General features: G+C 74.2%; 17 protein-coding genes and 1 pseudogene. 4 read left to right on the top strand and 14 right to left on the bottom strand.

Annotated features, from left to right (window positions below; genetic code table 11):
* Positions 1-73: 73 nt before the first annotated feature.
* From ACFYZB_RS10150 to ACFYZB_RS10135, 4 genes are read right to left on the bottom strand one after another with little or no spacing between them, the layout of a single operon-like run.
* Complete coding sequence (locus ACFYZB_RS10150) at positions 74-679, bottom strand: ATP/GTP-binding protein (RefSeq protein WP_388756469.1); 606 nt, start codon at positions 677-679, stop codon at positions 74-76.
* 40 nt (positions 680-719) lie between these two features.
* A complete protein-coding gene (locus ACFYZB_RS10145; protein WP_351216418.1) occupies positions 720-1115 on the bottom strand; it encodes a DUF742 domain-containing protein in 396 nt (131 codons plus the stop codon).
* A gap of 9 nt (positions 1116-1124) precedes the next feature.
* Positions 1125-1559, bottom strand: coding sequence for a roadblock/LC7 domain-containing protein (locus tag ACFYZB_RS10140; protein WP_388756466.1), 435 nt, complete (start codon positions 1557-1559; stop codon positions 1125-1127).
* Positions 1556-4603 carry a nitrate- and nitrite sensing domain-containing protein gene (locus tag ACFYZB_RS10135; RefSeq protein ID WP_388756464.1) on the bottom strand — a complete coding sequence of 1016 codons (3048 nt, stop codon included), beginning with the start codon at positions 4601-4603 and terminating at the stop codon, positions 1556-1558. Before ACFYZB_RS10135 ends, ACFYZB_RS10140 begins: the two co-directional genes overlap by 4 nt.
* Before the next feature lie 418 nt (positions 4604-5021).
* Here ACFYZB_RS10135 and ACFYZB_RS10130 point away from each other — a divergent pair, with 418 nt between their 5' ends.
* Positions 5022-5555 carry a hypothetical protein gene (locus ACFYZB_RS10130; RefSeq protein ID WP_388756461.1) on the top strand — a complete coding sequence of 178 codons (534 nt, stop codon included), beginning with the start codon at positions 5022-5024 and terminating at the stop codon, positions 5553-5555.
* 41 nt (positions 5556-5596) lie between these two features.
* Here the strand turns inward: ACFYZB_RS10130 and ACFYZB_RS10125 are convergent, their stop codons facing one another.
* The 4 genes from ACFYZB_RS10125 to ACFYZB_RS10110 form a co-directional block, all read right to left on the bottom strand.
* Complete coding sequence (locus ACFYZB_RS10125; protein ID WP_388756458.1) at positions 5597-10288, bottom strand: hypothetical protein; 4692 nt, start codon at positions 10286-10288, stop codon at positions 5597-5599.
* Positions 10289-10345: 57 nt separating this feature from the next.
* Complete coding sequence (locus tag ACFYZB_RS10120; RefSeq protein WP_388756455.1) at positions 10346-11224, bottom strand: hypothetical protein; 879 nt, start codon at positions 11222-11224, stop codon at positions 10346-10348.
* A 31-nt stretch (positions 11225-11255) separates the two neighbouring features.
* Positions 11256-12785, bottom strand: coding sequence for a hypothetical protein (locus ACFYZB_RS10115; protein WP_388756453.1), 1530 nt, complete (start codon positions 12783-12785; stop codon positions 11256-11258).
* 91 nt (positions 12786-12876) lie between these two features.
* Complete coding sequence (locus ACFYZB_RS10110) at positions 12877-13587, bottom strand: GntR family transcriptional regulator (protein ID WP_388756450.1); 711 nt, start codon at positions 13585-13587, stop codon at positions 12877-12879.
* 110 nt (positions 13588-13697) lie between these two features.
* Here ACFYZB_RS10110 and ACFYZB_RS10105 point away from each other — a divergent pair, with 110 nt between their 5' ends.
* The gene (locus tag ACFYZB_RS10105) at positions 13698-14537 is read left to right on the top strand and encodes a putative hydro-lyase (protein WP_351216402.1); all 840 of its coding nucleotides are present in this window, start codon (positions 13698-13700) and stop codon (positions 14535-14537) included.
* An 869-nt stretch (positions 14538-15406) separates the two neighbouring features.
* On the opposite strand, the pseudogene ACFYZB_RS10100 reads toward ACFYZB_RS10105, so the two are convergent.
* The 5 genes and pseudogenes from ACFYZB_RS10100 to ACFYZB_RS10080 form a co-directional block, all read right to left on the bottom strand.
* A pseudogene (locus ACFYZB_RS10100) lies at positions 15407-16240 on the bottom strand (SGNH/GDSL hydrolase family protein); the annotation flags it as partial.
* The gene (locus tag ACFYZB_RS10095) at positions 16237-17412 is read right to left on the bottom strand and encodes a glycosyltransferase (RefSeq protein ID WP_388756446.1); all 1176 of its coding nucleotides are present in this window, start codon (positions 17410-17412) and stop codon (positions 16237-16239) included. The pseudogene ACFYZB_RS10100 and the gene ACFYZB_RS10095, both read right to left, overlap by 4 nt.
* Positions 17409-18536, bottom strand: a complete 1128-nt coding sequence (locus ACFYZB_RS10090; RefSeq protein WP_388756443.1) for a glycosyltransferase family 4 protein — start codon at positions 18534-18536, stop codon at positions 17409-17411. Before ACFYZB_RS10090 ends, ACFYZB_RS10095 begins: the two co-directional genes overlap by 4 nt.
* Positions 18537-18722: 186 nt before the next feature.
* Positions 18723-20141, bottom strand: a complete 1419-nt coding sequence (locus ACFYZB_RS10085; RefSeq protein WP_388756440.1) for a HEAT repeat domain-containing protein — start codon at positions 20139-20141, stop codon at positions 18723-18725.
* A gap of 300 nt (positions 20142-20441) precedes the next feature.
* Positions 20442-20834, bottom strand: a complete 393-nt coding sequence (locus tag ACFYZB_RS10080) for an ankyrin repeat domain-containing protein (RefSeq protein ID WP_388756437.1) — start codon at positions 20832-20834, stop codon at positions 20442-20444.
* A 311-nt stretch (positions 20835-21145) separates the two neighbouring features.
* On the opposite strand from ACFYZB_RS10080, the gene ACFYZB_RS10075 reads away from it, so the two are divergent.
* Positions 21146-21340: a hypothetical protein gene (locus tag ACFYZB_RS10075; protein WP_055706964.1), complete on the top strand. Its 195-nt coding sequence runs from the start codon at positions 21146-21148 to the stop codon at positions 21338-21340.
* Positions 21341-21380: 40 nt separating this feature from the next.
* A complete protein-coding gene (locus ACFYZB_RS10070; protein WP_388756434.1) occupies positions 21381-22985 on the top strand; it encodes a hypothetical protein in 1605 nt (534 codons plus the stop codon).
* 87 nt (positions 22986-23072) lie between these two features.
* On the opposite strand, the gene ACFYZB_RS10065 is transcribed toward ACFYZB_RS10070, so the two are convergent.
* Entirely contained in the window at positions 23073-24581 is a 1509-nt protein-coding gene (locus ACFYZB_RS10065; protein WP_388756432.1) for a PLP-dependent aminotransferase family protein, read from the bottom strand.
* Positions 24582-24632: the final 51 nt, after the last annotated feature.

Here is a 24632-nt window from a genome sequence, read left to right as displayed (position 1 = left end):
ACGCGCGCGTGAGGGCTCCTCACGGACCACGGCCCGTACCCCGGTCGGCGGGGGTACGGGCCGTGCCCGAGGGTCAGCCGAGGGCGGGCTCCCGGCGGTCGGCCGCGTACTCCATCGCATGCCGGACGACTCCGATGAGCACCTCCTTGACCGATTCCCGCTCCCGCGCGTCACAGAGCAGAACGGGCACGCCGTCGTCCAGGTCGAGGGCCTGCCGGACCGCGTCGACGGGGTAACGGGCCGCTCCCTCGAAGCAGTTGACGCCGACCAGGAAGGGGATGGCACGCCGCTCGAAGTAGTCGACGGCGGCGAAGCAGTCCTCGAGGCGCCGTGTGTCGGCCAGGACGACGGCGCCGAGCGCGCCCTCGGACAGCTCGTCCCACATGAACCAGAACCGTTCCTGCCCGGGCGTGCCGAAGAGGTACAGCACGAGGTCCTCGCGCAGCGTGATACGGCCGAAGTCCATGGCCACGGTGGTGGTGTGCTTGGCCTCCACGCCGCTGGTGTCGTCGACCGGGCGGCCGGCCTCGGTGAGCAGTTCCTCGGTGCGCAGCGGCCTGATCTCGCTGACGGCGCCGACGAGGGTCGTCTTGCCCACGCCGAAGCCGCCGGCCACGAGGATCTTGAGCGTGACGGGCTCGACCGGGGGCTTGCCGCGCTCAGTACGCCCGAGGATCATCGGTTTCTTCTCCTGCTCGAGGGGGTCTTGCCTGACGGAGTCACAGCGCCCGGAGGCCGTTGATCACGTCGCGCAGAATGCTCTCGTCCGGCAGTTCGGCCGGGGGAACCGGGCGCGTGACATGGACCAGTTCCGCATGCACGAGGTCGCCGATCAGGACCCGCACCACGCCGGTCGGCAGGTCGAGCTCGGCGGCGAGTTCGGCGACCGACTGGGGTGCGTCCCTGCAGAGCCCGACGATCTGCACGTGCTCCGGCGCCAGCGTCGGATCCGTCTCCGGATCGCCCGTGCCGGGTTCGGTGACGACCACCGCGATCAGATCGAGGCGGTGCTGGGCCGGGCTCGTGGTGCGGCCGCGTGTCATGGCGTACGGACGGACGACCGGCCCGGCCTCGTCGTCGAACCAGTGGCTTCTTCCCTGACCGTCTGCGCTCATGTCATCCCACTACCCGCCTGCGGACAGATCGGTGCGCGGGGCGGTGCCCAGATGTGCGCCGACCCGCTTGACCAGGAGCGTCATCTCGTAAGCGATCTGGCCGACGTCGGAGTCGGCGTCGGACAGGACGGCGAGGCAGCTGCCGTCCCCGGCGGCGGTGACGAACAGGAAGGCGTCGTCCAGCTCGACCACCGTCTGCCGGACGCCGCCCGCGTCGAAGTGGCGGCCGACGCCCTTGGCGAGGCTGTGGAACCCCGATGCGACAGCGGCCAGATGCTCGCTGTCCTCCCGGGTCAGGTCCGTGGAAACCCCCGTCGGGAGCCCGTCGCCGGACAGGACGACGGCCTTGCGGATGCTGGCGACCCGGTCGATCAGGTCGTCCAGGAGCCAGTTCAGCTGCCCCTTGTCGGTCGCCGTGTGGCCGGTCGCCTTCGGTGCGGTCATCGACCGTCCCCCTTAGTCGTTCCTTGTGCTGTGCCGTTGTGGTCCGTGTCGCCCCCGGCGTTCTCCTCCCGGCCGCGCTGCCAGCCGCGCTGCAGCGAGGCCATCCGGCTGCGGACCTCCTCGGCATCGCGGTCGGCGGGCTGCGCCGCGCGCCCGGCACGCCGTACGGTGTCCTGCTTGAGCTGGGGGGCCAGGCTGGCCTGACGTGTGCGCCGGGGCAGGGGCCCGGTGGCCGTGTGTCCGCCGGTGGTGCCACTGGTGTCGGCGGTGTCGGCGGTGTCGGCGGGGCGGGATTCCCTGCCGGTGCGCTCGAACGGGCCGGCGCCGGAGCGGCCCGTGGTGCCCGGGCCGCCGCCGACGGGGGGCTCGGGAGGCCGGGTACGTCGGGGCAGCGCGGGGACCTGGGGCGTGGTGTCGACGGGCGGCCCGGACGGCCGGACACGTCGGGGCAGGGCGGGGACACGGGGCGACGGACCGGTGCCGTCGGCGGGGGCCGCGTCGCGTTGCTGGGCCAGGTCCGTGCGTTCTGTGCGGGCCTCGTCCGGTTCCTGGACCAGGTCGGTGCCTTCGGCCGGCGTCGCGTCGCGTTCCTGGACCCCGTCCGTACGTTCGGTGAGTTCGGCGGGACGCCGGGAGGTCGTGGTGCGCCGGCGGGAGGGCAGCGGGGCCAGTGCGCCTGTGTCGGGGCGGCGGGAGGCGGCCGGGGGCTGCTCCTCCGGTTCGTCGCGGCGGGGGCGCTGGTCGATGACGGGCCTGCCGTGCGAGCTGACCAGCTTGGGGGTCTGCCGGCGCGGCAGCGGTATGGGTCCGCGGTCGCCTGCCTCATCGTGTGCCCTGCGGTCGGCGGCCTCGTCACGCGTCGCACGGTCGGCGGGGGGAAGCGGTGCCTCGTCGTCGGTGCGGGTGCGGGAGCGACGGGGCAGGAACAGTCCGCCGCTCTCGCTGTCCTCGTCCCCCAGGACGCCGGGGAAGTCGTCGATGGCGTCGAGATCCACCGGCGCCTCCAGCTCGACCGGGCCGTCCAGCAGTGAGGTCGGCAGGCCGGACAACTGGGCCGGCGCGGCGGACCGCCCGGTGCCACGGCCCGCCTGCCCCAGCCCCTTCGCCGGACGGTCCCGGTCCAGGCGGAAGCCGAGGCCGTTGGTGTCCGGCACCTCGTCGCTCAGCAGCGCGTCGGGGATGAAGACGACCGCGGTGGTGCCGCCGTAGGGCGACGGCTGGAGCGAGACCCGGACGTTCTGGCGCTGGGCGAGGCGGCTGACCACGAACAGGCCGAGCCGGTCGGTGTCGGACAGTTCGAACTCGGGGGTCTCGGCGAGGCGCAGGTTGGCGTCCAGCAGTGCCTCGGCCGTCATGCCGAGCCCGCGGTCGTGGATCTCCAGGGTGAAGCCGTTGGCCACGCGCTCGCCCACGACCTGGACCGCGGTGTGGGGAGGGGAGAAGACCGTGGCGTTCTCCAGGAGTTCGGCCGCGAGGTGGGTGAGGTCGGCGACGGCCGGGCCGGTGACGGCGACCCGGGGCAGCCGCCGCACCTCGATGCGTTCGTAGTCCTCGACCTCGGCGACGGCCGCGCGGACGACGTCCATCAGCTGCACCGGGCGGCGCCACTGCCGGGAGGGCGCGGCGCCGGAGAGGATCACCAGGCCCTCGGCGTGCCGGCGCATACGGGTGGTGAGATGGTCCAGGCGGAAGAGGTCGGCGAGTTCGTCGGTGTCCTCGGTGCGGCGTTCCATGGTGTCGAGGAGCGTGAGCTGCTTGTGCAGCAGCACCTGGCTGCGGCGGGCGAGGTTGACGAAGACCTCGGAGACGCCGGACCGCAGTTCGGCCTGTTTGACGGCGGCCTCGACGGCGGCCCGCTGGAGGGTGTTGAGCGCCTGGCCGACCTCGCCGATCTCGTTCTTGTCGTACTCCAGGCGCGGCGCCTCGGTCTCGACGTCGATCTGCTCACCGGCGGACAGGCGGCGCATCACGCTGGGCAGCCGGACGCCGGAGGCCTCGTGCGCCTCCAGGCGCAGCTGCCGCAGGTCACGGACGAGGCTGCGCCCGATGCGCACGGACAGGACGACGGAGAGGAGGAGGGCGACCAGGCCGAGGACGCCCGCCACGGCCGCCTGGACGATCACGCCGACGGCCACCGGCCGCATGCGGTGCTGCAACCGGTCGCCGGCCTGGTCGTCGAGGGTGCCGAGTCCGTCGAGGACGCTCGCCGCGGTGGAGTCCCAGCCCTGGGCGGTGACGCCGCGCGGGGTTCCGGAACCGGTGCTCGTGACGGACTGTTCGGCTGCGCGCAGCGGGGCCGTGGTGGCGTTCTTCCAGAACTGCTCGTACCGGCCGCGGTCCCGGGCGGGGAGCAGCGGCAGGCTGATGTCGTAGAGCAGGTTGCGCTGGGCGACGAGGTCGGATACCTCGCGGGTCTCGTCGCGGGAGAGTGTGCCCACCACCAGGGAGGAGCCGAGCAGCGCATCCTCGCGGGAGAGGAGTTCACGGGCCCGGGTGAGGTTGACGAGGGCGCGGGCCTGCTCGTCCATCTCCACGCTGTCGGCCCCGTCGAGGGAGGCCAGCAGGGTGAGGCAGGGGTCGATGAGGTGGTTGTAGCGGTCGAGGGCCTGGGCGCGGCGGACCGTGCGCGCCTCGACGCCGCGGCGCAGGGAGTCGAGGCCGCCGAAGGCGTCCAGGACCGTGGTGAGAAGCTCGCTCTCGTGCCCGTCCATGCCGTCGAGGACGTCCTGCTCGCCGGCGTTCTTCCGGACCTTGGCGATCGCGCGGTCGGTGGCGGTACGGGTGCGCTGCAGCGCGGACAGGGCGTCGGCGGCCCTCGGGTCGGCGAGGTAGACGAGGGTCTCGCGGCGCTCCTGCTGGAGCACCCGGACGGTGTCCTCGGCGGGGTAGCCGATGCCCTCCTTGACGTCCGACACATGGAACAGCCGGGCGACCTCGCGCCCTGTGAGTACCGTTGCGAAGCCCCAGATGGCGGTCAGGGACACCAGCGGCACGAGAAGCAGCGCCACGATCTTCCGGCGGATCGACTTCCCGCGAAAGCGCATGGCCTCCCCCAGCTCGACCCCCGTCGACCGGGGGTGCACATGTCCGTCAACAAACGGCGCGAGCCTACTACCGCCGCACAGTTAACTCGAAGACATGTCCGGAGGGCGAACTTCCGCTCCGGGGGCGAGACATGGCGAGTTGTCCGGGCATTGCGGGAGATTGCCACCGCGATCCTTCCTCCGCGCCCGGCCGGGACGGTGATGCGGTGACCGGTCGGTTGGCTGGATCTTTTCCCCGGTCGGGAATCATCGGGCGTCGTCGTTCGTCCTTCCCTATGGGAAATGGGTGCGGAATGGGCCACAGGTGCCGCATCCCGCACTCGGGCGGCGTAAATGAGCGCAAGCCGGGCACCCACTGGGGAGTCGGAGTCTTGTGACGCCGGGGTGAGCGGTCGCCCGGCGGTGGGGAGGGGACGCGGTGACGGACACGGCGGAGTGGCGCGAAGCGCCCGAGGAGAGCGGGGCTGGGCGCTCTGCGGTGCGGCGGGTTCCGCAGGCGCCGGATCGCGACATTCCGGTGCGCGGGCGCGCGGATGAGTCCGCCGGCGAACAGCGGCAGGGTTACCGGCCGTTGTGGGTGGAGGAGCCGGCCCGACGGCATCCCCTGCCGGATCCGGTGCGTACGGCGGCGGTGCGGGCCGTCCTGGTCGTCGCGGTGACGCTGATCCAGGCGATAGTGGCCTTTCTGTGCACGATGGCCGAGTCCTGGCTGGCCTTCCCCATGGTGATCAGCAGTGTGGCGAGCACCCTGGTGGCCACCTGGGCCGTGGCCGACGTATGGGTGACCCGTCAGGTGTGGAACCAGCGGTACGGCGTCGTCTCCGAGCCGAGCAGTACGGCCCGGTCGCTGCGCCGCGAGCGCCGCGCCCGCCGGCGCCAGGAGCGGGCGGCCCTGCGGGAGCAGGAGCGGATACGCCGGAGGGGCGGCGCCGGGCAGTTGTCGCACTCCTGAGGCAGCCGGGGGGCGTGTCGGCGCGGTCCCGCGCCCCCGGTTCAGGGGGTTGCGGAGGCCGGGCGTTTGAACATGCGCGTCGCCGTGATCTCGCTGTGCACCGCCTCTCCGGCCTGGGGCTGCTGGGGCAACCCGGGCCGGAGGTGCTCCTCCACGCTGATGTACTTCAGGCCCGCCCTGAGGTCGGCGTCGTTGCGCAGGCGGATGACCAGCGGGAACTCGGCGAGGGCGGTCGTGTCGAACAGACCGGTCGTGTACAGCAGCTGCACACCGAGCGCGTCCGACACGGCCCGCTGCAGTTCCAGCAGGTAGGTGGCGTTGGCACGGCCGATCGGGTTGTCCAGGAACAGCGTGCCGGCGTGCCGGTGCCTGTCCCGGCCCCGGTCGTTCGAGCGGAGGGCGGCCATCGTGCAGTACAGGGCGATCGCGGCGGTGAGCAGCTGGCCTCCGGAGAAGACGTCGCCCATCTGCCCCACGGGGACACGCTCGGCGCGCAGTACGGCGTCGGGCTTGAGGATCTCGACGGCCACGCCCTTGGGCTGCAGCGCGGCCGCGACTCCGCGCAGCAGCAGCGACATGCCGTCCCGGCGCAGGTCGGAGTTCTTCTTCACGGCCGCACGCGTGGCGTCGTCGATGACCTCGCCGAGACGCTCGGTGAGCGTGGCCTGGTCGGGCTCCTCGAAGCGGATGCGCAGGAACTCCTGGCCTGACCACTCGCCCAGTCCCTCGGGCAGCCGGGACAGCCGCTGCGCGGACCGCAGGGTCGCGAGGGCGGACTCCACCAGGCCCCGCAGCCGGTCCACGATCGAGTCGCGGTTGCGCTCCAGTTGGGCCAGCTCGTCGGTCAGGACGCGCAGGCGGGGCGCGAACGCGTCCGCCCACTTCTGCGCGTGCTCCGGCAGTGCGGACGCGGGCAGCTCGCGGATCTGCTGCCGGGCGGGGGTGCGGACCTGCTCGTAGCGCGTGGAGTTGGCGTGCCGGACGAGGACGTCGCTCGCCTCGCGCACGGCCGCCTCGGCGGCGGACAGGTCGGCGGCACAGCCGCGCAGCGAGCGGCGGGCCTCGGCCGCGGAGTGCCGGGCCTCCTCCAGGCTGCCGGGGTACGGCTCCGGCTCCTCCTGCTCCTCCTCGGGGGCGTGTTCGCGCAGCAGGTCGCGGAGCATCGCGGCGATCTCGTCGAAGCCGCCGGCCGCGTCCTCGGCGGCCCGGTGGGCCTCCAGCAGTTCCGCGTGCGCCTCGCGGGCCTCGGCCAGCGCCTCGGTGCGGGCGGCGAGCTCGCCCGTCGCGGTGCGCAGCAGCGCCTGGGCGTGCTCGGCGTCCCGGGGGAGGAGCTCCTCGGGCAGCTCGGTGTGTGCCCCGCCGTTCTCCGGGGCGTGCCGTTCGGCCTCGCCGCGCAGCCGGCCGAGCTGCTCGCTCGCGCTGGACATGCGGGTCTCCAGGAGCTGCACCAGCTCCTCCGCGCGGGCGGCGGCGGCCTGCCGGGAGGGCCCGTCGGAGCCGTCGGGTGACTGCAGCAGCTGCTCGGCGCGGGTGCGGACCTTGTTGCTGAGCCGGTCGAGTTCGGCGCGGGCGGCGCTCTCGTCGCTCTCCGCGCGGGCCTGCTCGGCGCGCAGGTCGGCGCCGACGCCGACCTTCTCGTACACCTGGGAGGCGGCCCGGTAGGCCTCGCGGAGGGCGGGCAGGACTGCCTGGGGGGCGTCCGCGTCCTCGACCGGTACGTCGTCGGGGGCGCCGGCGATCTCGGAGCGCTCGGCGCGCAGGGCTCGTGCGGTGCGGCGGGCGTCGTCGGCGGCGCGCTGGGCGGCGCGGCGGTCCTCGTCGGCGGCGCGGGCGCGCTCCAGACAGGCCTGGGCGCGGGCCTCGGACTCGGCGGCCTCGTCGGCGAGTTCCCGCAGCCGGGCCTGCCAGCCGGCGCGCTCGCGCAGCCGGTAGGCGAGCCCGGCGAGGGCGTCGGCGGCGCGGCGGGCCTTCTGCGCGGCCTCCTGCCGCTCGTCGCGGACCTGCGCGGTCTCGGCGGCGACCTCGTCGGCCTGCGCGCGCACCGCGCGGGCCTCGGCCAGCTCGGCCTCGGTCTCCTCGGCGAACGCGCGGGCCTCCTGGGCGGCCTCGCCCAGTTCGGTGAGGCGTCCGGCGGGGCAGCCGGTGCGCCAGGAGGCGAGCCGGGCGGCCAGTTCACGGTCCTTGCCGAGGCGCGCGGCGAGCGTGCGGATCTCCTCGTCGCGCTCGGTGGCCCGCGCGCGCAGTGCCTGCCGTTCCTCGTCGGCGGCGTGCTCGTCGTGCATGGCCGGGTTCGGCGGCACGAGGAAGACGTCCCCCGCGGCGGCGCTGTCGGCGGGCGGCGGGGCGAGCAGGGCGGCGGCCGTGCCGACGGCGACGGCGGAGCGGGGCAGCAGGGCGGCGTCGCCGAGCGCCTCGCGGGCACGCGCGTGCGTGTCCGGGTCGGTGATGATCACGCCGTCGACCAGTTCCGGGCGGGCGGCGAGCACGCGCGCGTGGTCGACGGGGTCGACGGCCTGGGCGAGATAGCGCCAGCCGGGCAGTGCCGGGATGCCGTGCTCGCCGAGGAACTCCACCGTGGCCAGGACGTCCGGGCCCGGCGGCAGCAGGCCGCCGTCACCGAGCGCGCCGAGGATCCGGGAGTCGTCGGCGGCGGCCGTGCGCAGCTCGAAGAGGTGCCGTTCGGCGGCCGAGACGGCGTCGTCGAGGAGCTCGCGCAACTCGTCGGCGAAGCGGTCGAGTTCCTCGGGGGCGAGGGGGCTCTCGGCGGGCGGGCGGCCGATGCCGTGCGCGTGCGGCCCCGTGGGCTCCGCGCCGCTGCCCCGGGTGCCCATCGCGTCGTCGGCCCCGGACCGGGGGCCGGGCACTCCGGGCTGCCCGGCGGCGGGCGCACCCGGCAGGCTGAGCAGTTCGGCGAGCCGCTCCTCGGCGGCCAGGGACTCGGCGAGGCGCCGCTCGGCCTCGTAGGACCGCTCGGCCGCCGTCGCGGCGTCCGCCGCGCGTGCCGCGGTCAGCTCGGCGCGGGACTCGGCGGAGGCGGCCTCCCGCGCGTGCTCGGTGGCCTTGCGGGCGGCCTCGCGGGCCGCGTCCCAGGCGGCGACGGCGGTCTTCTCGGCGTCGCTGGCGGCGAGGGCGGCCCGCGCCGGGTCGGCGTCCGGGGCGGTGTCGTCGAGCCAGCCCGCCCGGACCGCCTCGGCGGTCTCCTGCTCGACCTCGGTGAGGCGCTGGCGCAGATGCCCGGCCTCGCTGCGGGCGCGCTGTGCCTCGGTCGCGGCGGTGGTGGAGTCGCGGTAGGCGGAGTCGCCCACCTCCTGGAGGGCGGCGGAGCGCTCCTCCTCCTCGTTGGCGAGGGCCTCGGCGCCCTCGGCGGCCGCGTGCAGGGCCCGTACGAGGTCCACGGCGGCCTTGGCACGCGCGGCGAGGGCGGGCGCGGCGTCCCGCTCGGCCTCCTGGATGGCGGCGGACACGCGCGCGACACGGTCGGCGGCGGCGCGGTGGCGCAGCACGGCCTCCGCGGCCTGCCAGGCGGAGTGCAGGGTGCGGGCGTCGGCCAGCTCCCGTTTCTGCGCGGCGGCGGACTTCTCGGCGGCGGCGAGCGCCAGGGAGGCGTGCCGGTAGGCGAGTTCGGCGGCGATCAGGGCGCTGCGCTCGCGGGCACCCTCGGAGTGGGTGACGGCGTAGGCGGCGGCCGTGACCCGCTGGGCGAGGTCGGCTGCACGCACCCGCTCCCGCACGGCCCGCGCGGACAGCCGCCGGGCGAGGGTGCGGGTGCGGCGCTCGGCGCCGGCGTGGACGTCACGCGCGCGTGAGCGCGCCTCGGCGGCCTCGACGATCCGTCCCAGCAGGTCGACCGACCCGGCGGTGAAGTCCCGTTCGGCGATCAGCTCGGCGCGCCGGCCGAGCTTGTTGCCGAAGCCGCTGACGAGGTCGGCGAGGCCGTCGGTGTCGCGGGTGTCGGTGACGGCCCGCAGCAGCAGGTCGGTGAAGTCGGAGTCCTTCTTGACCGCGAAGAGGCCGGCCGCTTCGCCCTCGTCGGCGTTCATCTCCCGCTGGTAGCGGAAGAGTTCGGGGTCGAGGCCGAGGTCTCCGAGGTGCTCGATCCAGCGGTCGTGGATCTCCTCCCAGTGCACCTCCAGGTGCGGGTAGGCCTTGCCGGCCTCCGTCAGGGCGTCACGGAAGCCCTTCATGGTGCGACGGCGTCCCTGGGCCCCCGAGGCGCCCTCGACGGGCGGCCGTACGGCGGTGGACTCGGCCACGGGCAGGTTGTCCAGGCTCAGTCCGGGGCCGGGGCGGAAGGAGTACCAGGCCTCGGCGAACTTGCGCGGGTCGTTGGACACCTGCCGCCCACGCCACTCGCTCACCTTGCCGACGACGACGCACTCGCCGGTCTGCACATGCTGCCACTCCAGCGCCACGTGCCCGCAGTCGTCGGCGAGCAGGAACTTGCGCAGCACACCGGAGCTGGCGCCGCCGAGGGTGTTGCGGTGGCCCGGCAGCATCACGGAGAAGATCAGCTTGAGCAGGACGGACTTGCCGCCGCCGTTCTCCAGGAAGAGCACGCCCGCGGGCGCGGGCCGGCGCGGCGGGCCGGACGGCTCCTCCTCGAAGAACTCCGCCTGCGTGGGCGCCGGGTCGGGCACGGGCTCGCCGACACCCCGCAGGTCAAGCACGGTGTCGGCGTAGCGCGCACCGGCGGGACCGATGGAGTAGAGGCGGACCCGGGACAGCTCGTACATGGCGGACTCTCGTCGTAAGTCTTCGTAAGTGTGCGGAAACGTGGGGTGGTTCGGGGGTCAGGAGTGGAACGGCAGCCCGGCGTCGGCCACCAGTTCCAGGTCCTCGGAGTCCTCGGCCGGCAGCAGGCTGGCGGTGCCGTCGGTCACCGGTACGACGCCCAGTTCGAGCAGTTCGGCCATGGCGGCGCCGCCGGCCATGTCGCGGACCTGGAGCTGGTAGCGGGCGGTCGTGCGGTAGGTGCCGCCGCCGTCGTCGCCGGTGCGCTGCAGGAAGCCCGAGTCGGTGAGGAAGGCGAGGGCCTTGGCCACGATGCCGGTGGTGGAGGCGGCCGGGCGGCGGGCGTCCTTGGTGGCGCCGGTGGCGCTGCGTCTGGCCCAGATGCGCCAGGCGGCCTCCAGTCCGGGCGCGTCGGTCGCCGGGTCGGTGTTCTCGCCCAGTTCCTCGGCCCGCTCCTCCAGGCGCCGGCAGGCCTGCCGGACGAAGGCGTCGACGCCGTTGACGGTGACGCGGCCGATGTAGGCGTCGTCGGCCAGGTCCTCCGGGCGCGGGAAGGCCAGCGCGGCGACGGCGAGATGGGCGAGCCCGTGCAGGAAGCGGTCGCCGGAGTCGGCGGCGGTGCGACGCGCGTAGTCGCCCATGCGGACGGCGAACACCGAGTCCTCGGCGGCCGTCACGGCCATGCCCGCGCGCGGGGACACCTCCAGCACGACGAGGCCCAGGCCGGCGGCGACGGCGTCGGCGAGCCGCGCGAACGCCGGGTCCTCGCGGTAGCGGCGCAGCAGCTCGGTGTACTCCTGGTCCCGCGCAGGCTGCAGCTTGGGCTGCAGCCCGAAGGCGACGAGCCGCGCCGCGTCGGCGGCGTCGGCGGGGGTGACGGCGGCGGGCGCCGACGGTGCCGACGACTCCGCCTCACTCCACTCGACGTGCTCGCTCACGGTTGGGGCTCCTTGTCGCGCTGTTGTTGACTCATGCTGCTTCCGTCCGGTCGGCCGCCATCCCCGCCGCGTCCAGCAGGGCGGTTCCCACGATCAGGTCCGCCCCGCCGAACTCGGGATCGTCCAGCTCCGTCCCGTCGTCCACGGCGAACAGCAGCTTCTGCTCACCCTGCCGGTACGCGGTACCGACCGCCGGACTGGCCGCGTGGACCGCCAACAGGGCCACGAGGTAGGCCAGATCGGGGTCACCGGTGCGCCGGGCCTCGGCCAGCAGCCCCGACAGCCTGCGCGGGGCGTCGGCCGGCAGGTCCAGCAATTCCATCGCGGCAGCCAGCTGCTCCTCGCTGAACCGGCTGTCGTCCGGAGTGGCGATCAGGTCGGGCTCGGGCATCTCCGCGCCCAGGTGCTCCCGCTCCACCGGCGGCGTCAGCAGTATGTCGACGAGGTCCGCCACCCGGACGGACACCGGCGTCCGCAGTCCGGTGCCGCACGCGAAGAAGGCGTCCGTGACCCGGATCGCCCGCTCCAGGGGCAACGGCAGGACGGGCGCGACGAGATGGCCGTACAGGTCTATCCCGGAGGTCGTCGCCGGTGTGGCGAAGGCCTGCCGGTCCTGTTCGGCGCGGAACAGCGGGCCGGCCTCCAGCAGCCGCGACTGGAGCTGGGTGTGCCGCCGGATGCAGTCCTTGACGATGTCGACCAGTTCCGCGGCGCGGCGCTTGTGCTCGGGCTCCTCGGTCTCGTCCCGCGCCTTGCGGATGTTGGTGAGGATCGCGTTCTCGTGGCGGTAGCGGTCGGCCACGTGGTCCAGGGCCTCGGCGATCATGTCGGGCACTGCGCCCAGCCAGTCGACCGCGCGGACGTTGCGCCGGGTGGCCTCCAGGGCGCGGCGCAGGGTCTCCGAGTACTGCACCGTGCGGTAGCGGGCCTGTTCGGCGGCGAGCTGGGCGTCGGCGAGCCGGCCGCGGCTGATCAGCACCTCCAGCTTGACCTCGGCGGCGATCTGGGCGCTGGTGACGTCGGTGTCGAGGGCGCCGACCAGGACGTTGACGGCTTCGTCGGTCGTGCGCAGGTACACCGTGCCGCCGGGGCCGGGGACCTCCTCGATCAGTTTGAAGTCGTAGTCCCGGCGGACGTACGTCCCGTCCGGCGCGAAGGTGCCGTAGACGGCGCGGAAGCCGCGGTCGACGCTGCCGACGTTGATCAGGTTCTCCAGGACCCAGCGCGCCACGCGCTCGTGCTCGGCGGCCGGCCGGTGCGGGGCCTGGGCGGCGATGCGCGGGATCAGCCGGGCCACGATCTGTTCGTGGTCGGCGCCGGTGTCGAAGTCCATGTTGAGCGTGACCAGGTCGATGGCGGCGAGGGCCACCTCGGCCATGCCGTAGACCGAGTACTCACCGGCCAGGTTGGCCTTGCGTGCGTCGAGGTCGTGCAGCGGCGCGGTGCAGGCGAGCGCGCGCAGCCGCCGCGCCAGCCCCTCGTCGGCGGCCGGGCCCTGAGCCGGGCGCGGCCCCGCGCTGAGCTGGGGCGGAACGCTGTCCGTCGATGCAGGCGAAGTCACGGTGCACAGAGTAGGTCCTGGGTCTGACATCGACCCAAACGACCCAGAAGCGACGTGCGTCACGGAAGCTCAAGACGGGCGTCGCGGCGGCTCAGGAGGCGCGAGCGGGGTCGTCACCGACGCGGCGCCGGTACACCTCCACCATCCGTTCCAGCGAGTCCGTGAGGTACGTCTCCAGCAGCCGCTCGGCCTCGCGCTTGTCGCCGGCCTGCAGCGCCTCCAGGATCCGGCGGTTGCGGGCGAGATAGGGCTCGTGCAGCCGGCGCGGGTCGTCGACGACGTGGAAGGCGAGCCGCAGTTCGGCAAAGACGCTGCGCATCAGTTCGTCGGTGCGTTCGCTGCCCGCGAGGGCGACCAGTTCCCGGTGGAAGTGGATGTTGGCGGTGCCCAGCGCCTTCCAGTCGTTCCCGGCGGTCGCCCGCTCTCCTTCGGCGACCGCCGCGGCCACCCCTTCCAGCCGGTACGGCGGCTCGCCGAGCCCGCGGACGACGGCGCACTCGACCAGGGAGCGGGTGCGGTAGATGTCCTCGACGTCCTCGACGGTCAGGACCCGCACGAACACCCCGCGGTTGAGCTCGTGGACCAGCAGGCGTTCGTGCGTGAGCAGCCGGAACGCCTCGCGCAGCGTGTTGCGGGAGACCCCGAGCGCCCCGCCGATGCCGTCCTCCGACAGCCGGGTGCCGGGCGGGAAGTACCCGTCGGCGATACGGCTCCGGAGGATGTCCGAGACCCGTTCCGCCGTGCTGGTACGCCCCAGGAGCGCACGGTCGTCGGCCAGTGCCGTCAGCTGCTGCTCTGCCATGCCGGAATTCAATCGCACCCTCCGGAACGAAACAACATGGGTATTGAAGGATCGTTGAACAATCCTCTACCGTGCGGGAGAGGCATTTCCCACGCCCTCGAGGAGCCGGCATGACGCAGACACCGCGTACCGAGGATCTCCCCGTCACCGCAGTCGACCCGCGCGCGCAGGCGTGGAGTCCGGAAACCGCCCGCGCCCGCTTCCGGGACGGCCTCGCGGGCCCGACGGCCGGGGTGGCAGCGGGCCACACACAGGCCAACCTGATCTCGGTACCGGCCGACTGGGCCTACGACATGCTGTTGTTCTGCCAGCGCAACCCCAAGCCGTGTCCGGTGCTGGACGTCACGGACGCCGGCTCCACCTCGACCGTCCTCGCCGAGGGCGCCGACCTGCGCACGGATCTGCCGCGCTACCGGGTGTGGCAGGACGGGGAGTTGGTCGAGGAGCCCACGGACGTGCGCGCGCACTGGCGGGACGACCTGGTGTCGTTCCTGCTCGGCTGCAGCTTCACCTTCGAGTGGGCGCTGGCCCGGGCGGGCGTGCCGGTCCGGCATGTCGAGCAGGGGCGCAACGTGCCGATGTACGTCACCACGCGCGCGTGCCGGGAGGCGGGACGGCTGCGCGGGCCGATGGTGGTGTCCATGCGGCCGGTGCCTCCGGAGCACATCCGCACCGCGATCCGGGAGAGCGGTCTGCTGCCGGCCGTGCACGGCGGTCCGGTGCACTGCGGGGACCCCACGGCGCTCGGTATCGAGGACCTGGCCCACCCCGACTTCGGGGACCCGGTCACCCTCGCGCCCGGTGACATCCCGGTGTTCTGGGCCTGCGGAGTGACCCCGCAGGCCGCGGTGACGGCTTCCCGGCCGCCCTTCGCCATCACCCACGCACCGGGCCAGATGTTCCTGACCGACGCCCGCGACGAGCAGTACCGGCTGGTCGGCATCGTCTGAGCCCGGCTGGTCGGCAGCGCACGGCAGCGCGGCCGCCTCGCGGCGGTGACGGCCCCGTGGGGGCGCACGCGCGCGTACGGCAGCGCGGCTGAACGGGGGGCGCACGTCCGGTTCGTTCGGGTGCAGCGGGTTCGGGTCCGCGCCGGTGCAGGAGAACCCCGTGGGTGTGCGGGGCCCCGCCCCGGCGGGCCTGCACCTCGGCACCCCCGGACGAGCGCAAGGCCGCCGTCCCGGCCGACCCTCCGACCCGCCCGGCACTCACCCGGTGCCCACCATGGCCCGCGCCACCCGCACCCCCACAACCGCACGGGCCGAAACGAGCACGGCGACCTCGCCGACCGGCTCCGACACCACGCCCGCGCGCACCACTGACCACCCGACGCTCCGCGCTGACACCAGCGGCCCACACCGCCCTCGCCCCCACGGCCACACAGACAGTCCGGCACAGTGAGCCCCGGACAAGCACAAGGCCACGTTTCCGGCCCGCCCTCCGGCCCCTCGGGGAACTACCCGGTGCCCACGGTGGTCCGCGCCGCCTTCGCCCCCACGGTTGCGCAGGCAGCACCCGGCGTTGTGGCTTCACCGACCTCGTCCACGGCCACGCCCGCGCGGACCAGGCCTGCCCTGACGACCTCGCCGACCGGATCCGCCGCCGTGGCCACACGGCCCCTGCCCGCCGTCTCGGCGTCGCCGACGGGATCCACCAGGGTTGCCGCGCCGAACGCACCCGCCGTCACGGCCTCGCCGGCCGGACCCGCCGTCACGGATTTACGGGCCGTACCCGCGTTCCTGCCCGCCCTCGCGGCGGCGGATGTCCCTGCCGGATGCGTGCCCCCATGGCGCTGCTGAGCCTCGGCGTCGCGGTCGGTGGCCTGTGTCAGGGCGGCCAGGGCCGCGGAGACCGCTGCCGAGGCGTTCCGGTCGAGCCGGGCACTGGTGCCCCGGGCCCGGTGGTGCAGTTCGTCGGCGGCCAGGCGCAGCAGGTGGGGCAGCAGGTCCTTGCAGCGCCGGGCCACCCAGGCGGTGCCGGCCGTGGCCAGCCACAGCAGGCTCGCCGCCCGGGTGGGCGCCGGGAACTCCGGCTCGGGGGACGGCGGTTGCCCCGTCGCCCGACCCGCCCGCGTGAGCAGTTCGTGGAAGCGCACGGCGAGCTGCCGGTGCCCGCGCTCGCCCGGGTGCAGCCGGTCGGCGCTCCACAGGGCCCGGTCGGCGATCCAGGCGCCGTCCGCGGCGTGCAGATGGACGGCCCCGTAGCGCTCGGACAGCGCGTGGACGACCGTGTTGACGGCCCGTTGCCGGCGGGCCAGCGGACGGGCCAGGGCGCTCGGCAGGCCCAGCATCGCGCCGGGGTCGGGCAGGCAGGCCGTGAGCAGGGTGGCTCCCTCGCGGGTGACGGCCGCGTAGACCTCGGCGAGGTGGGCGGCGACCGCCTGGATGTCGAAGGTGCGGCGCAGTGTGTCGTTGACCCCGATCACGACCGACACCAGGTCGGGGCGCAGGTCGAGGGCGGCCGGGGTCTGCCGCTGGAGCACGTCATGGGTCTGTGCGCCGCTGACCGCGAGGTTGGTGAACTCCACGGCGTCGGGGGCCTCGGCGAGGGCGGGCGCCAGCAGCGCGGCCCAGCCCCGCCAGCGTTCCCCCACGGGGTCGCCCACGCCCTCGGTCAGCGAGTCCCCGAGGGCGACGAAGCGGACGGGGCTCATGCCACGCCCCCCGTGACGGTGCGACGGGCCCCGGCCGGGCCCAGCACCTCCGCGTCGTGGGCCGCGAGGAACGCCTCCACGGCCGTACCCCAGCCGAAGCACTCCGCACGCGCGCGTGCCGCCTCACGCCGCGTGCGCTCGTCACGGTCCAGGAGCAGCTCGACGGCGTCCGCGAACGCCTCGCCGCGGTCGGCCGCGGTCGCCCCGGCGGAACCGATGACCTCGGGCAGCGCGGACGACGCGCTCGCCACGACGGGCGTGCCGCACGCCATGGCCTCCAGTGCGGCCAGCCCGAAGGTCTCGGCGGGCCCGGGCGCGAGGGCGATGTCCGCGCTCGCCTGGAGGGCGCCGAGCGCGGCCCGGTCGGAGACGTGCCCGAGGAAGGTCACGGGCAGCCCGTGCTCCCGCGCGCGCTGCTCCAGACGGGCTCTGAGCGGCCCGTCCCCGGCCACCACGAGCACCGCCCGACGCCCTCGTCGTATCAGCGCGTCGAGGGCGTCCAGGGCGGTGCCGGGGCGCTTCTCGACGGACAGCCGGGAGCACATCACGAGCAGCGCCTCGTCCCCGCGCGCGTGCAGGGTGCGCAGGCCCGGGTCACGCAGGGTGGGGTGGCGTTCCGTCAGGTCGACGCCCAGGGGGGCGCGTACGACGTTGCGCGCGCCGATGCGTACGAACTCGCGCTCGGCGAACTCCGTGGTGCACACCACCCGTGAGTAGACATGCGCGGTCCGGGTGTTGAGGGCGTCGGCGGCCCGGCGGGAGAGGTTCTCGGACAGACCCCAGGTGCGCAGCACGCCGTCGGCGGTCTCGTGGGAGACCATCACGGCGGGCACGCGCGCGCGGCGGGCCCAGCGGCCGGTCCAGCGCAGGGTGGTGCGGTCGGAGACCTCCAGCCGGTCCGGGGCCAGCTCCTCCAGGAGGGTGGCCACCCGGCGCCTGTCGGTGAGGACGCGGTAGCCGCCGGTACCGGGCAGCTGCGGGCCGGGCAGGGTGATGACCCGCCCCTGCTCGGTGTCGCGGTCGGTGTGCCGTTCGCCGGGCACGATCAGGACGGGTTGGTGGCCCGCCGCCCGGAAGCCCTTGCCCAGCTCGCGCAGGGCGGTGCGCAGACCGCCGGAGGCCGGGGCGACGAAGTTGGCGAGCCGGACGATGCGCAGGGACTTGCCGGTCATGCCGCCACCGCCGTCTTCCGTGCCGCGAGCACGTCGTCGTAGTGGGCGATCAGCTGGTCGCCGACGGCGGCCCAGGTGCGGCCCTCGACCATCGTGCGGGCGGCGGCGCCGAACGCGGTCCGCCGCGCCGGGTTGGCGGCGAGTTCGCGGACGGCTTCCCGTACGGCGCCGGCGTCGCCCGGCGGGACCAGGTATCCGGTGCGGCCGTGGGCGACCAGGTCGAGCGGGCCGCCGGCGGCGGGGGCGACGACCGGGACCCCGCTGGCCATGGCCTCCTGGACGGTCTGGCAGAACGTCTCGAAGGGGCCGGTGTGCGCGAACACGTCCAGCGAGGCGAAGATCCGCGCAAGGTCGCCGCCGGTCCGGCGGCCGAGGAAGACGGCGCCGGGCAGGGCCTCGGTGAGGTGGGCGTGGCTGGGCCCGTCGCCGACGACCACGACCTTGACGCCGTCCAGGCCGCAGGCGCCGGCGAGGAGTTCGACGTGCTTCTCCGGGGCGAGCCGGCCGACGTAGCCGACGATCAGCTCTCCGTTCGGGGCGAGTTCGCGGCGCAGCGCCTCGTCGCGCAGATCTGGCCGGAAACGTACGGTGTCCACGCCGCGCGGCCACAGCCGGACCCGGGGCACGCCGTGCGCCTCCAGGTCGCCGAGTGCGGCGCTGGAGGGGGCGAGGGTGCGGTCGGCGGCGGCGTGCACGGAGCGGATCCGCCGCCAGGCGGCCGCCTCGCCGGCGCCCATGTAGGTGCGGGCGTAGCCGGCCAGGTCGGTCTGGTAGACGGCGACGGCGGGGATGCCGAGACGGGCGGCGGCGGCCATCCCGCGCACGCCGAGGACGAAGGGGCTGGCGAGATGTACGACGTCAGGCCGGTGTTCGACGAGCGCCGCGGCCAGCCGCCGGCTGGGGAGGGCGACACGGACCTGGGGGTAGCCGGGGAGCGGGAGGGAGGGGATCCGGACGACCCGGCAGGGGGCGTCCTTGTCCGGTCCGCTGCCCGGAGCGGGGGCGGGGGCGACGACGAGCGGATGGTGACCGCGATCTACGAGGTGCCGGGCGGTCTGGAGCGCGCAGTGGGCCACGCCGTTCACATCGGGGGGAAAGGATTCGGTCACGATGACGACACGCATACGGGTGTTGTCGCCGCGCCGGACGTGGCCACGTCGACTTCGATCTTTCCGCCCGGGGAACGTCCTGTGAGCGTTGGACTGCACACCCGAGCAGGTCAGACGGTCGTCATGACCGCCTGACCTGCGGGACACCCGGTGTTCACACGGCGGGGCGTCGTCCGCCCGGGGCCGTGGGCGTGCGTGGGGTCAGCCGAGGGCGGCGTCGGGTCCGAAGCGGCTGCGCACCGCCGTCTGCACCTCCGCCTCCTCGGCCGGATCGGCGGCCAGGCGGCGCAGGCGCTCCACGACCCGGGCGTCACCGGTCTCGGCGTGCCGGGCGGCGAGCTCGCGGGTGGTCTCCTCGCAGTCCCACAGGCATTCGACGGCGAAGCCGGTGGCGAAGGAGGGGTCGGTGGCGGCCAGGGCGCGGGCGGCCCGGCCGCGGAGATGGGAGGAGGCCGTCTCGCGGTAGACGTGGCGCAGTACCGGGGCGGCGCAGGCGATGCCGAGGCGTCCGGTGCCGTCGACGAGCGTCCACAGCGTGGGCGCGTCGGGGCCCTCGCCCCGTACGGCCTCGCGGAGGGCGCCGAGGACGAGGTCGCGGTCCTGGACGCCGCCGCGGCAGGCGAGCATGCGTCCGGCGGCGGCGCCGAGCGCGTCGGGGCGCTGGGCCCAGCGGCGGGCGCGGTCGACGGCGGCGACGCTGCGCATCCGTTCGAAGGCGTCGACGGCGGCCTCCACGACGACGCTCGTGCCGTCGGCGACGGCGGCCTCGATCAGGTCGAGGGCGTCGGGGTCGTTGCTGTCGGCGAGATAGCGCAACGCGGTGCAGCGGGCCCCGTCGATGCCGCCTCGGGCGGCCTGGACGATCTCCGGCCGGTCCTCGGGGCCGGCCACGGCGACCAGACAGCGGGCGGCCGGGACATGGAGGGCGGCGCCGCGCTCGATGCCCTGCTGGGCCCATTCGAAGACGGCGCGCACGCTCCAGCCGGGCCGCGGACCGCTGGGGCTCATCTGGCGCTGCCAGCGGTCGAAACAGCCGGTCTCGTGGGCGGCACGCACGCGGGTGGCGATCGATTGGCGCGGATCCTCGGCCCACAGCCGCCAGGGCCTCGGCTCGAAGGCGTCGCGTACGGCGGCGGCCAGCTCGGCCTCGCCCTCGGGGTCGGCGGGGAAGCGGGCCAGGACGGGCGCGGCGAGGGCACGCAGACCCGCGTCGTCGTCCCTGAGGGCCAGCTCGTCCAGTGCCCAGGCCCAGTTGGAGCCGTGCGCGGCGTACCGTCGCAGCAGTTCGAGCGCGTCCCGCCTGCCGTAGGAGGCGAGGTGACCGAGGACGGCCAGGGCGAGACCGGTGCGGGACTCCTCGGTGTCGAGGACGTCCTCGGGGTCGAAGAGGTGCGCCTCGATCGCGTCCAGCTCGCCGTTCAGGTCGAGGTAGAGCCGTGCGTAGTACAGGGAGCGGTTCTCCACCTGCCAGTCGTGGCGGGGATCGCGCAGCACACAGTGGTTCAGGGCCGCGAGGGCTTCGGCGCGCGGGGCGGTGAGCGCGTGCAGCGTGCCGTCGCCGCGGCCCCGCTGGAGCAGGCCGAGCAGCGTACCGCTGGGCGCTATGACCGGATCGAACATGGGAAACAGCCTCACATCAAGCGTCGACGCAACCGGGAAACACGCACTACCTGGCCGCGTGACACAACGTCGGAGCGCCCGCCGTCTCTTGCTTGCTGAAGACCATCTCTCTCTGCCTCTCGTCTGTGGCCCATGCGGACCGCATCACGGCCCGCGCGGTGCGGCAACACCTGCCCAGCCATCGCGTCCGTGAATCACGTCGTCATGATGACCCGGCGGTTTGTGCTGCCGCGACCGTATTTCCGGCGGCCTTTTACCGCCTCCCCCGTTTTCCGTGTCGTACCTGTTCAGGACATGCGCTCAATGAGCGCCGAACAGCTCCAGGAGTTCCGCCTTGCCGAACATGCGGGCGGTGTCGACGGCCGACGGCGTCCCCGCGGCCGGGTCGGCGCCGCCCTCCAGGAGCGCCCTGATCACTTCTGTCTCGCCCTTGAAGACGGCCCCCGCGAGGGGGGTCTGGCCGCGGTCGTTGATCTGGTCCGCCGCGGCGCCCCGGGCGAGCAGGGCGCGTACGGCGTCGGCGTGGCCGTGGTAGGCGGCGAGCATCACCAGGGAGTCGCCGCGGTCGTTGGTGAGGTTGGCCGGAACGCCGGCGTCGACGTACGCCACGAGCGCCTCGGTCTGCCCCTGCCGGGCCAGATCGAAGATCTTGGTCGCCAGCTCCACGACCTCGGGGTCGGGGGCTTCACTCATCGGCCGGACCGCCTCTCCTCGGAACTTCGGGGACTTCAGGGAGCGTACGGCAGCGGGAGCGGAATGCGGCCGTACGAGTGAATCGCCAGGGTACTGGCTCGCGCGGCACATGACCCGATGTGCCCGAGGTAAAGATCACCGACAGCCCCCGTCTGAGGCAACCGCCCAGCTCAGACGGGCCGTGACGCGCTCCGCCGACAGAGTGAAATCGACTGGATTTCACCCATTTGCACCTTTAATAGTATGGATACATGCTGTGATCCTGGAAGAACTCAGGGTGACTGTCCCCCCTCGACACCAGGAGGCCTCAAATGATCCTCTCCATCTCGGGCGTCATGCTGCTCGGCGTCGTCGTCTTCCTCTTCTTCCGCAAGGACGGCCTCAAGGGCTCACACGCCTGCACCTCGGCCCTGTTCGGCTTCTACCTCGCCAACACGGGCATCGCCCCGAGCATCAAGGCGGGCGGCGAGAGCCTGGCGAGCCTCCTCGGCGGCATCAAGTTCTGACCCGGCCCGTCCCGCCCGCACTCACCGTCAGGAGACAGCAGTGGCCCGGCGCCCTCTCCCCCGCATTCTGAGCAAGGACAGCGCCCAGCTCGCCCGGACGCAGCTCGCCCGGAGCCGGGAGCTGGCCCGGACGGCGGCCGACAGCGCGACCGATGTCCTCCACCCGCTCATCACCGTCTCGCGCGGGCTGCGCCGGCTGGCCTCGGCCGGGCGGCGCAGATGGGCGGACACCCCCCAGGACAAGCGTGGCCCACTGCTGTTCCTCGTGGCCTCCGTCATGCTCGCCGTGGCGCTGGCGCCGTACGGGCCGCTCCTCGCCGTCATCGCCGTCATGGCGGCAGCAGCCTGGCAGGGCCGTGACCACCCCCCGACGGCCCCCGAGGGGCCCGACGAGTCGCAGACCGAGCGGCTCCAGTCCCTCTACGAGGCCCTGGTGCCGTACTTCGCCGGCCGCGAGGACCCGGCACCGCTGTACGCGCACGGCGGGGAGTGGCAGAAGGCCTTCCCCGCCCACGAGTTCGACGACGCCGGGCGCATCGGGCACCTCGTGATCCGTTACCCCGCGTACTTCCCGGACGGCGAGTCCGAGGCCCGCATGCGGATCGAGCAGCTGCTCACCGCGAAGGCCGGCCGGGGCCGCGAGTACCACTTCGCATGGGACGAGGAGGGCAACCAGCTCACCGTCACCGTCCTCCCGCCCCTGCCCGCCGACATCCCGGCCCAGCACTTCGTCACCACACCCGGCGAGACCGTCCTCGGCTTCACCGACCCCAGCGAGGTCCAGCGCACGCTGCCGCTCTCCTACGGGGAGGAACAGATCGACGTGCCGCCGGTCGTCTGGCGCACCGGCATCCGCTCCACCGAGCCGCACCTGCTGGCCATGGGCCACCCCGGAAGCGGCACCTCGACCCTGTTGCGCTCCATCGCCCTGCAGGCCCTCCAGTACGGCGACGTCCTGATCGTCGACGGCGGCGGCACCGGCGAGTACGCGTGCCTGACCGGCCGGGACGGGGTGCTGGCGGTGGAGTGCGCGCTGCCCGGTGCGCTGGCGAGCCTGGAGTGGGCGGCGCAGGAGACCGAGCGGCGGCTCATCGCCGTCAACCTGGCCCGGCAGGCGGGCGACCCGCCACCGCCCGACGCCCGACGCCCGCTGTGGATCCTGCTGGACCGCCCGTCCGTCTTCGCCCACCTCGCCGCCACGGACGGCTGCAAGGACCCGCAGGCGCTGCTCGAGGTGCCGCTGCGGCACGGCCGCGCGGCGAACGTGACCGTCGTCGTGGCCGAACAGTTCGACAGCGCGGAGGCCTTGACCGACGCCGTACGGCAGCACACACGCGCGCGTGTCGTGCTCGGGTCCGCGGCGCCTCGGCAGGTGGAGGCGGTACTGGGCGCTCCGCCGCACACGAGACCGCTCGGGCAGGTGCCGCCGGGGCGCGGGTACGCACGGCTGGGGTCGGGTCCGGTGCACCGGCTGCAGGTGCCGCGTACGCCGGATCCGTACGACGACGCGACCAGTGACGCCGACCGGCAGGCGGTGCTGGAGCTGCTGCCGGCGCGGGCGACTGCCGTGGGGGCTCAGCCGGCGGAGGCTCCGAAGCCGACGGATCTCACGAAGCCGGCGGTACCTGCCGAGGCTGCCGGGTAGCGCCGTTGGGGTTCCGGACCGTCTCCCGGGTGCGGGGTCGCCGTGGTCGCCGAAGGACCCGGCGCCCCGAGCCATCAGGCGCCCGGCCTACGCCACGAACGTGCCCGGCGCCTCCACACCCCCCGTGCCACCGCTCTCCACCAGCCGGGCCGCCGCCCCAAGGCGGACCGCCGCCTCCTCCGCCACCGCTCCCCCGACGGTGAACGGCAGCCGGAGATAGCCCTCGAACGCGCCGTCCACGCCGAAGCGGGGGCCGGAGGGGACGCGGACGCCGGTCCGCTCGCCCGCTTCGGCGAGGCGGGAGCCGGACAGGCCCCCGGCGCGGACCCACAGGGTCAGCCCGCCCTGCGGGACGTTGAACTCCCAGGTCGGCAGCTCGCGCCGGATCGCCGCCACCAGCGCGTCCCGGTTCTCGCGGGCCTGGGCCCGGCGCAGCTCCACCGCCTGCTGCCAACCCCCCGTGCTGAACAGCCAGTTGACGGCGAGCTGTTCCAGCACCGGCGTACCGAGATCGGCGTACGCCCGCGCGGCGACCAGGCTGCGGATGACATCCGGGGCCGCCCGCACCCAACCGATCCGCATACCCGCCCAGAACGCCTTGCTCGCCGAGCCGACCGTGATGACCGTCGAGCCGGCCGGGTCGAAGGCGCAGACCCTGCGCGGCATCGCGCCGTCCGCGAGCTCTTCGTCCAGCCACAGCTCGGTCATCGTCTCGTCGGCGACCAGCACCGTGCCGGCCGAACGCGCCGCGTCCACCAGACGGCGCCGCTGGTCCTCGTCGGCGAGCGCGCCGGTGGGGTTGTGGAAGTCGGCGACGACGTACGCGAGACGGGGCGCGGCCTCACGCAGGACCTGGCGCCAGCGGTCCATGTCCCAGCCGGACAGCCCCTCGGCCATCGCGACGGGGACCAGGCGGGCGCCGGCCTCCCGCATCAGCTGGAGGATGTTCGCGTAGGACGGCGACTCGACGGCGATGCGTTCACCGCGCCCGGCGAAGAGGTGGCAGATCGCGTCGATCGCGCCCATCGCGCCCGTCGTCACCATGATCTGCTCGGGCATGGTGGGGATGCCGCACGCGGTGTACCGCTCGGCGATCATCGAGCGCAGCGCGGGCAGTCCGGCCGGGTAGTCGCCGTGCGTGTGGGCGTACGGGGGCAGTTCCTCCAGGGCGCCCTGCACGGCGCGGGTCAGCCACGGCTCGGGGGCCGGGAGCGAGGCACAGCCGAGGTCGATCATCGAGCCCAGGGCCTCGGGGGGCAGCGGCTCCAGACCACGGGCGGGCAGCGGATTGCCGGCCGGTACGGCGGTCCAGCTGCCCGCGCCGCGCCGGGACTCCAGGAAGCCCTCGCCGCGGAGCGCCTCGTACGCCGCCGCGACGGTGGTGCGGCTGACGGAGAGGGCGAGGGCCAGTTCGCGCTCGGCGGGCAGGCGGGCGGCCACCGGGACGCGGCCTTCGAGCACCAGCAGGCGGATGCCGTCGGCGAGAGCACGGTAGGCGGGCGGGCGGCGGGTGCCGGGACCGGCCGGGCGGTCCTGCTGGGACTTGAGCAGCCGGGCGAGCTGCGCGGCACCCATCGCAGAGGTCCACTGCGCCATGACGATCAGTCCACCTTCCCCGAATTGGCCATGGATGGCGATTCTCCCCAA

This window comes from Streptomyces sp. NPDC001852, from assembly GCF_042891825.1.
Classification (GTDB): domain Bacteria; phylum Actinomycetota; class Actinomycetes; order Streptomycetales; family Streptomycetaceae; genus Streptomyces.
The sequence above is the reverse complement of the archived record's forward strand: the minus strand, read 5'-3'. Positions and strand labels throughout refer to the sequence as shown.

Coding starts and splice junctions, on each gene's coding strand:
- ACFYZB_RS10150 (WP_388756469.1), bottom strand. CDS start 679: ATGATCCTCGGGCGTACTGAGCGCGGCAAGCCCCCGGTCGAGCCCGTC.
- ACFYZB_RS10145 (WP_351216418.1), bottom strand. CDS start 1,115: ATGAGCGCAGACGGTCAGGGAAGAAGCCACTGGTTCGACGACGAGGCC.
- ACFYZB_RS10140 (WP_388756466.1), bottom strand. CDS start 1,559: ATGACCGCACCGAAGGCGACCGGCCACACGGCGACCGACAAGGGGCAG.
- ACFYZB_RS10135 (WP_388756464.1), bottom strand. CDS start 4,603: ATGCGCTTTCGCGGGAAGTCGATCCGCCGGAAGATCGTGGCGCTGCTT.
- ACFYZB_RS10125 (WP_388756458.1), bottom strand. CDS start 10,288: ATGTACGAGCTGTCCCGGGTCCGCCTCTACTCCATCGGTCCCGCCGGT.
- ACFYZB_RS10110 (WP_388756450.1), bottom strand. CDS start 13,587: ATGGCAGAGCAGCAGCTGACGGCACTGGCCGACGACCGTGCGCTCCTG.
- ACFYZB_RS10105 (WP_351216402.1), top strand. CDS start 13,698: ATGACGCAGACACCGCGTACCGAGGATCTCCCCGTCACCGCAGTCGAC.
- ACFYZB_RS10095 (WP_388756446.1), bottom strand. CDS start 17,412: ATGACCGGCAAGTCCCTGCGCATCGTCCGGCTCGCCAACTTCGTCGCC.
- ACFYZB_RS10090 (WP_388756443.1), bottom strand. CDS start 18,536: ATGCGTGTCGTCATCGTGACCGAATCCTTTCCCCCCGATGTGAACGGC.
- ACFYZB_RS10085 (WP_388756440.1), bottom strand. CDS start 20,141: ATGTTCGATCCGGTCATAGCGCCCAGCGGTACGCTGCTCGGCCTGCTC.
- ACFYZB_RS10080 (WP_388756437.1), bottom strand. CDS start 20,834: ATGAGTGAAGCCCCCGACCCCGAGGTCGTGGAGCTGGCGACCAAGATC.
- ACFYZB_RS10075 (WP_055706964.1), top strand. CDS start 21,146: ATGATCCTCTCCATCTCGGGCGTCATGCTGCTCGGCGTCGTCGTCTTC.
- ACFYZB_RS10065 (WP_388756432.1), bottom strand. CDS start 24,581: ATGGCGCAGTGGACCTCTGCGATGGGTGCCGCGCAGCTCGCCCGGCTG.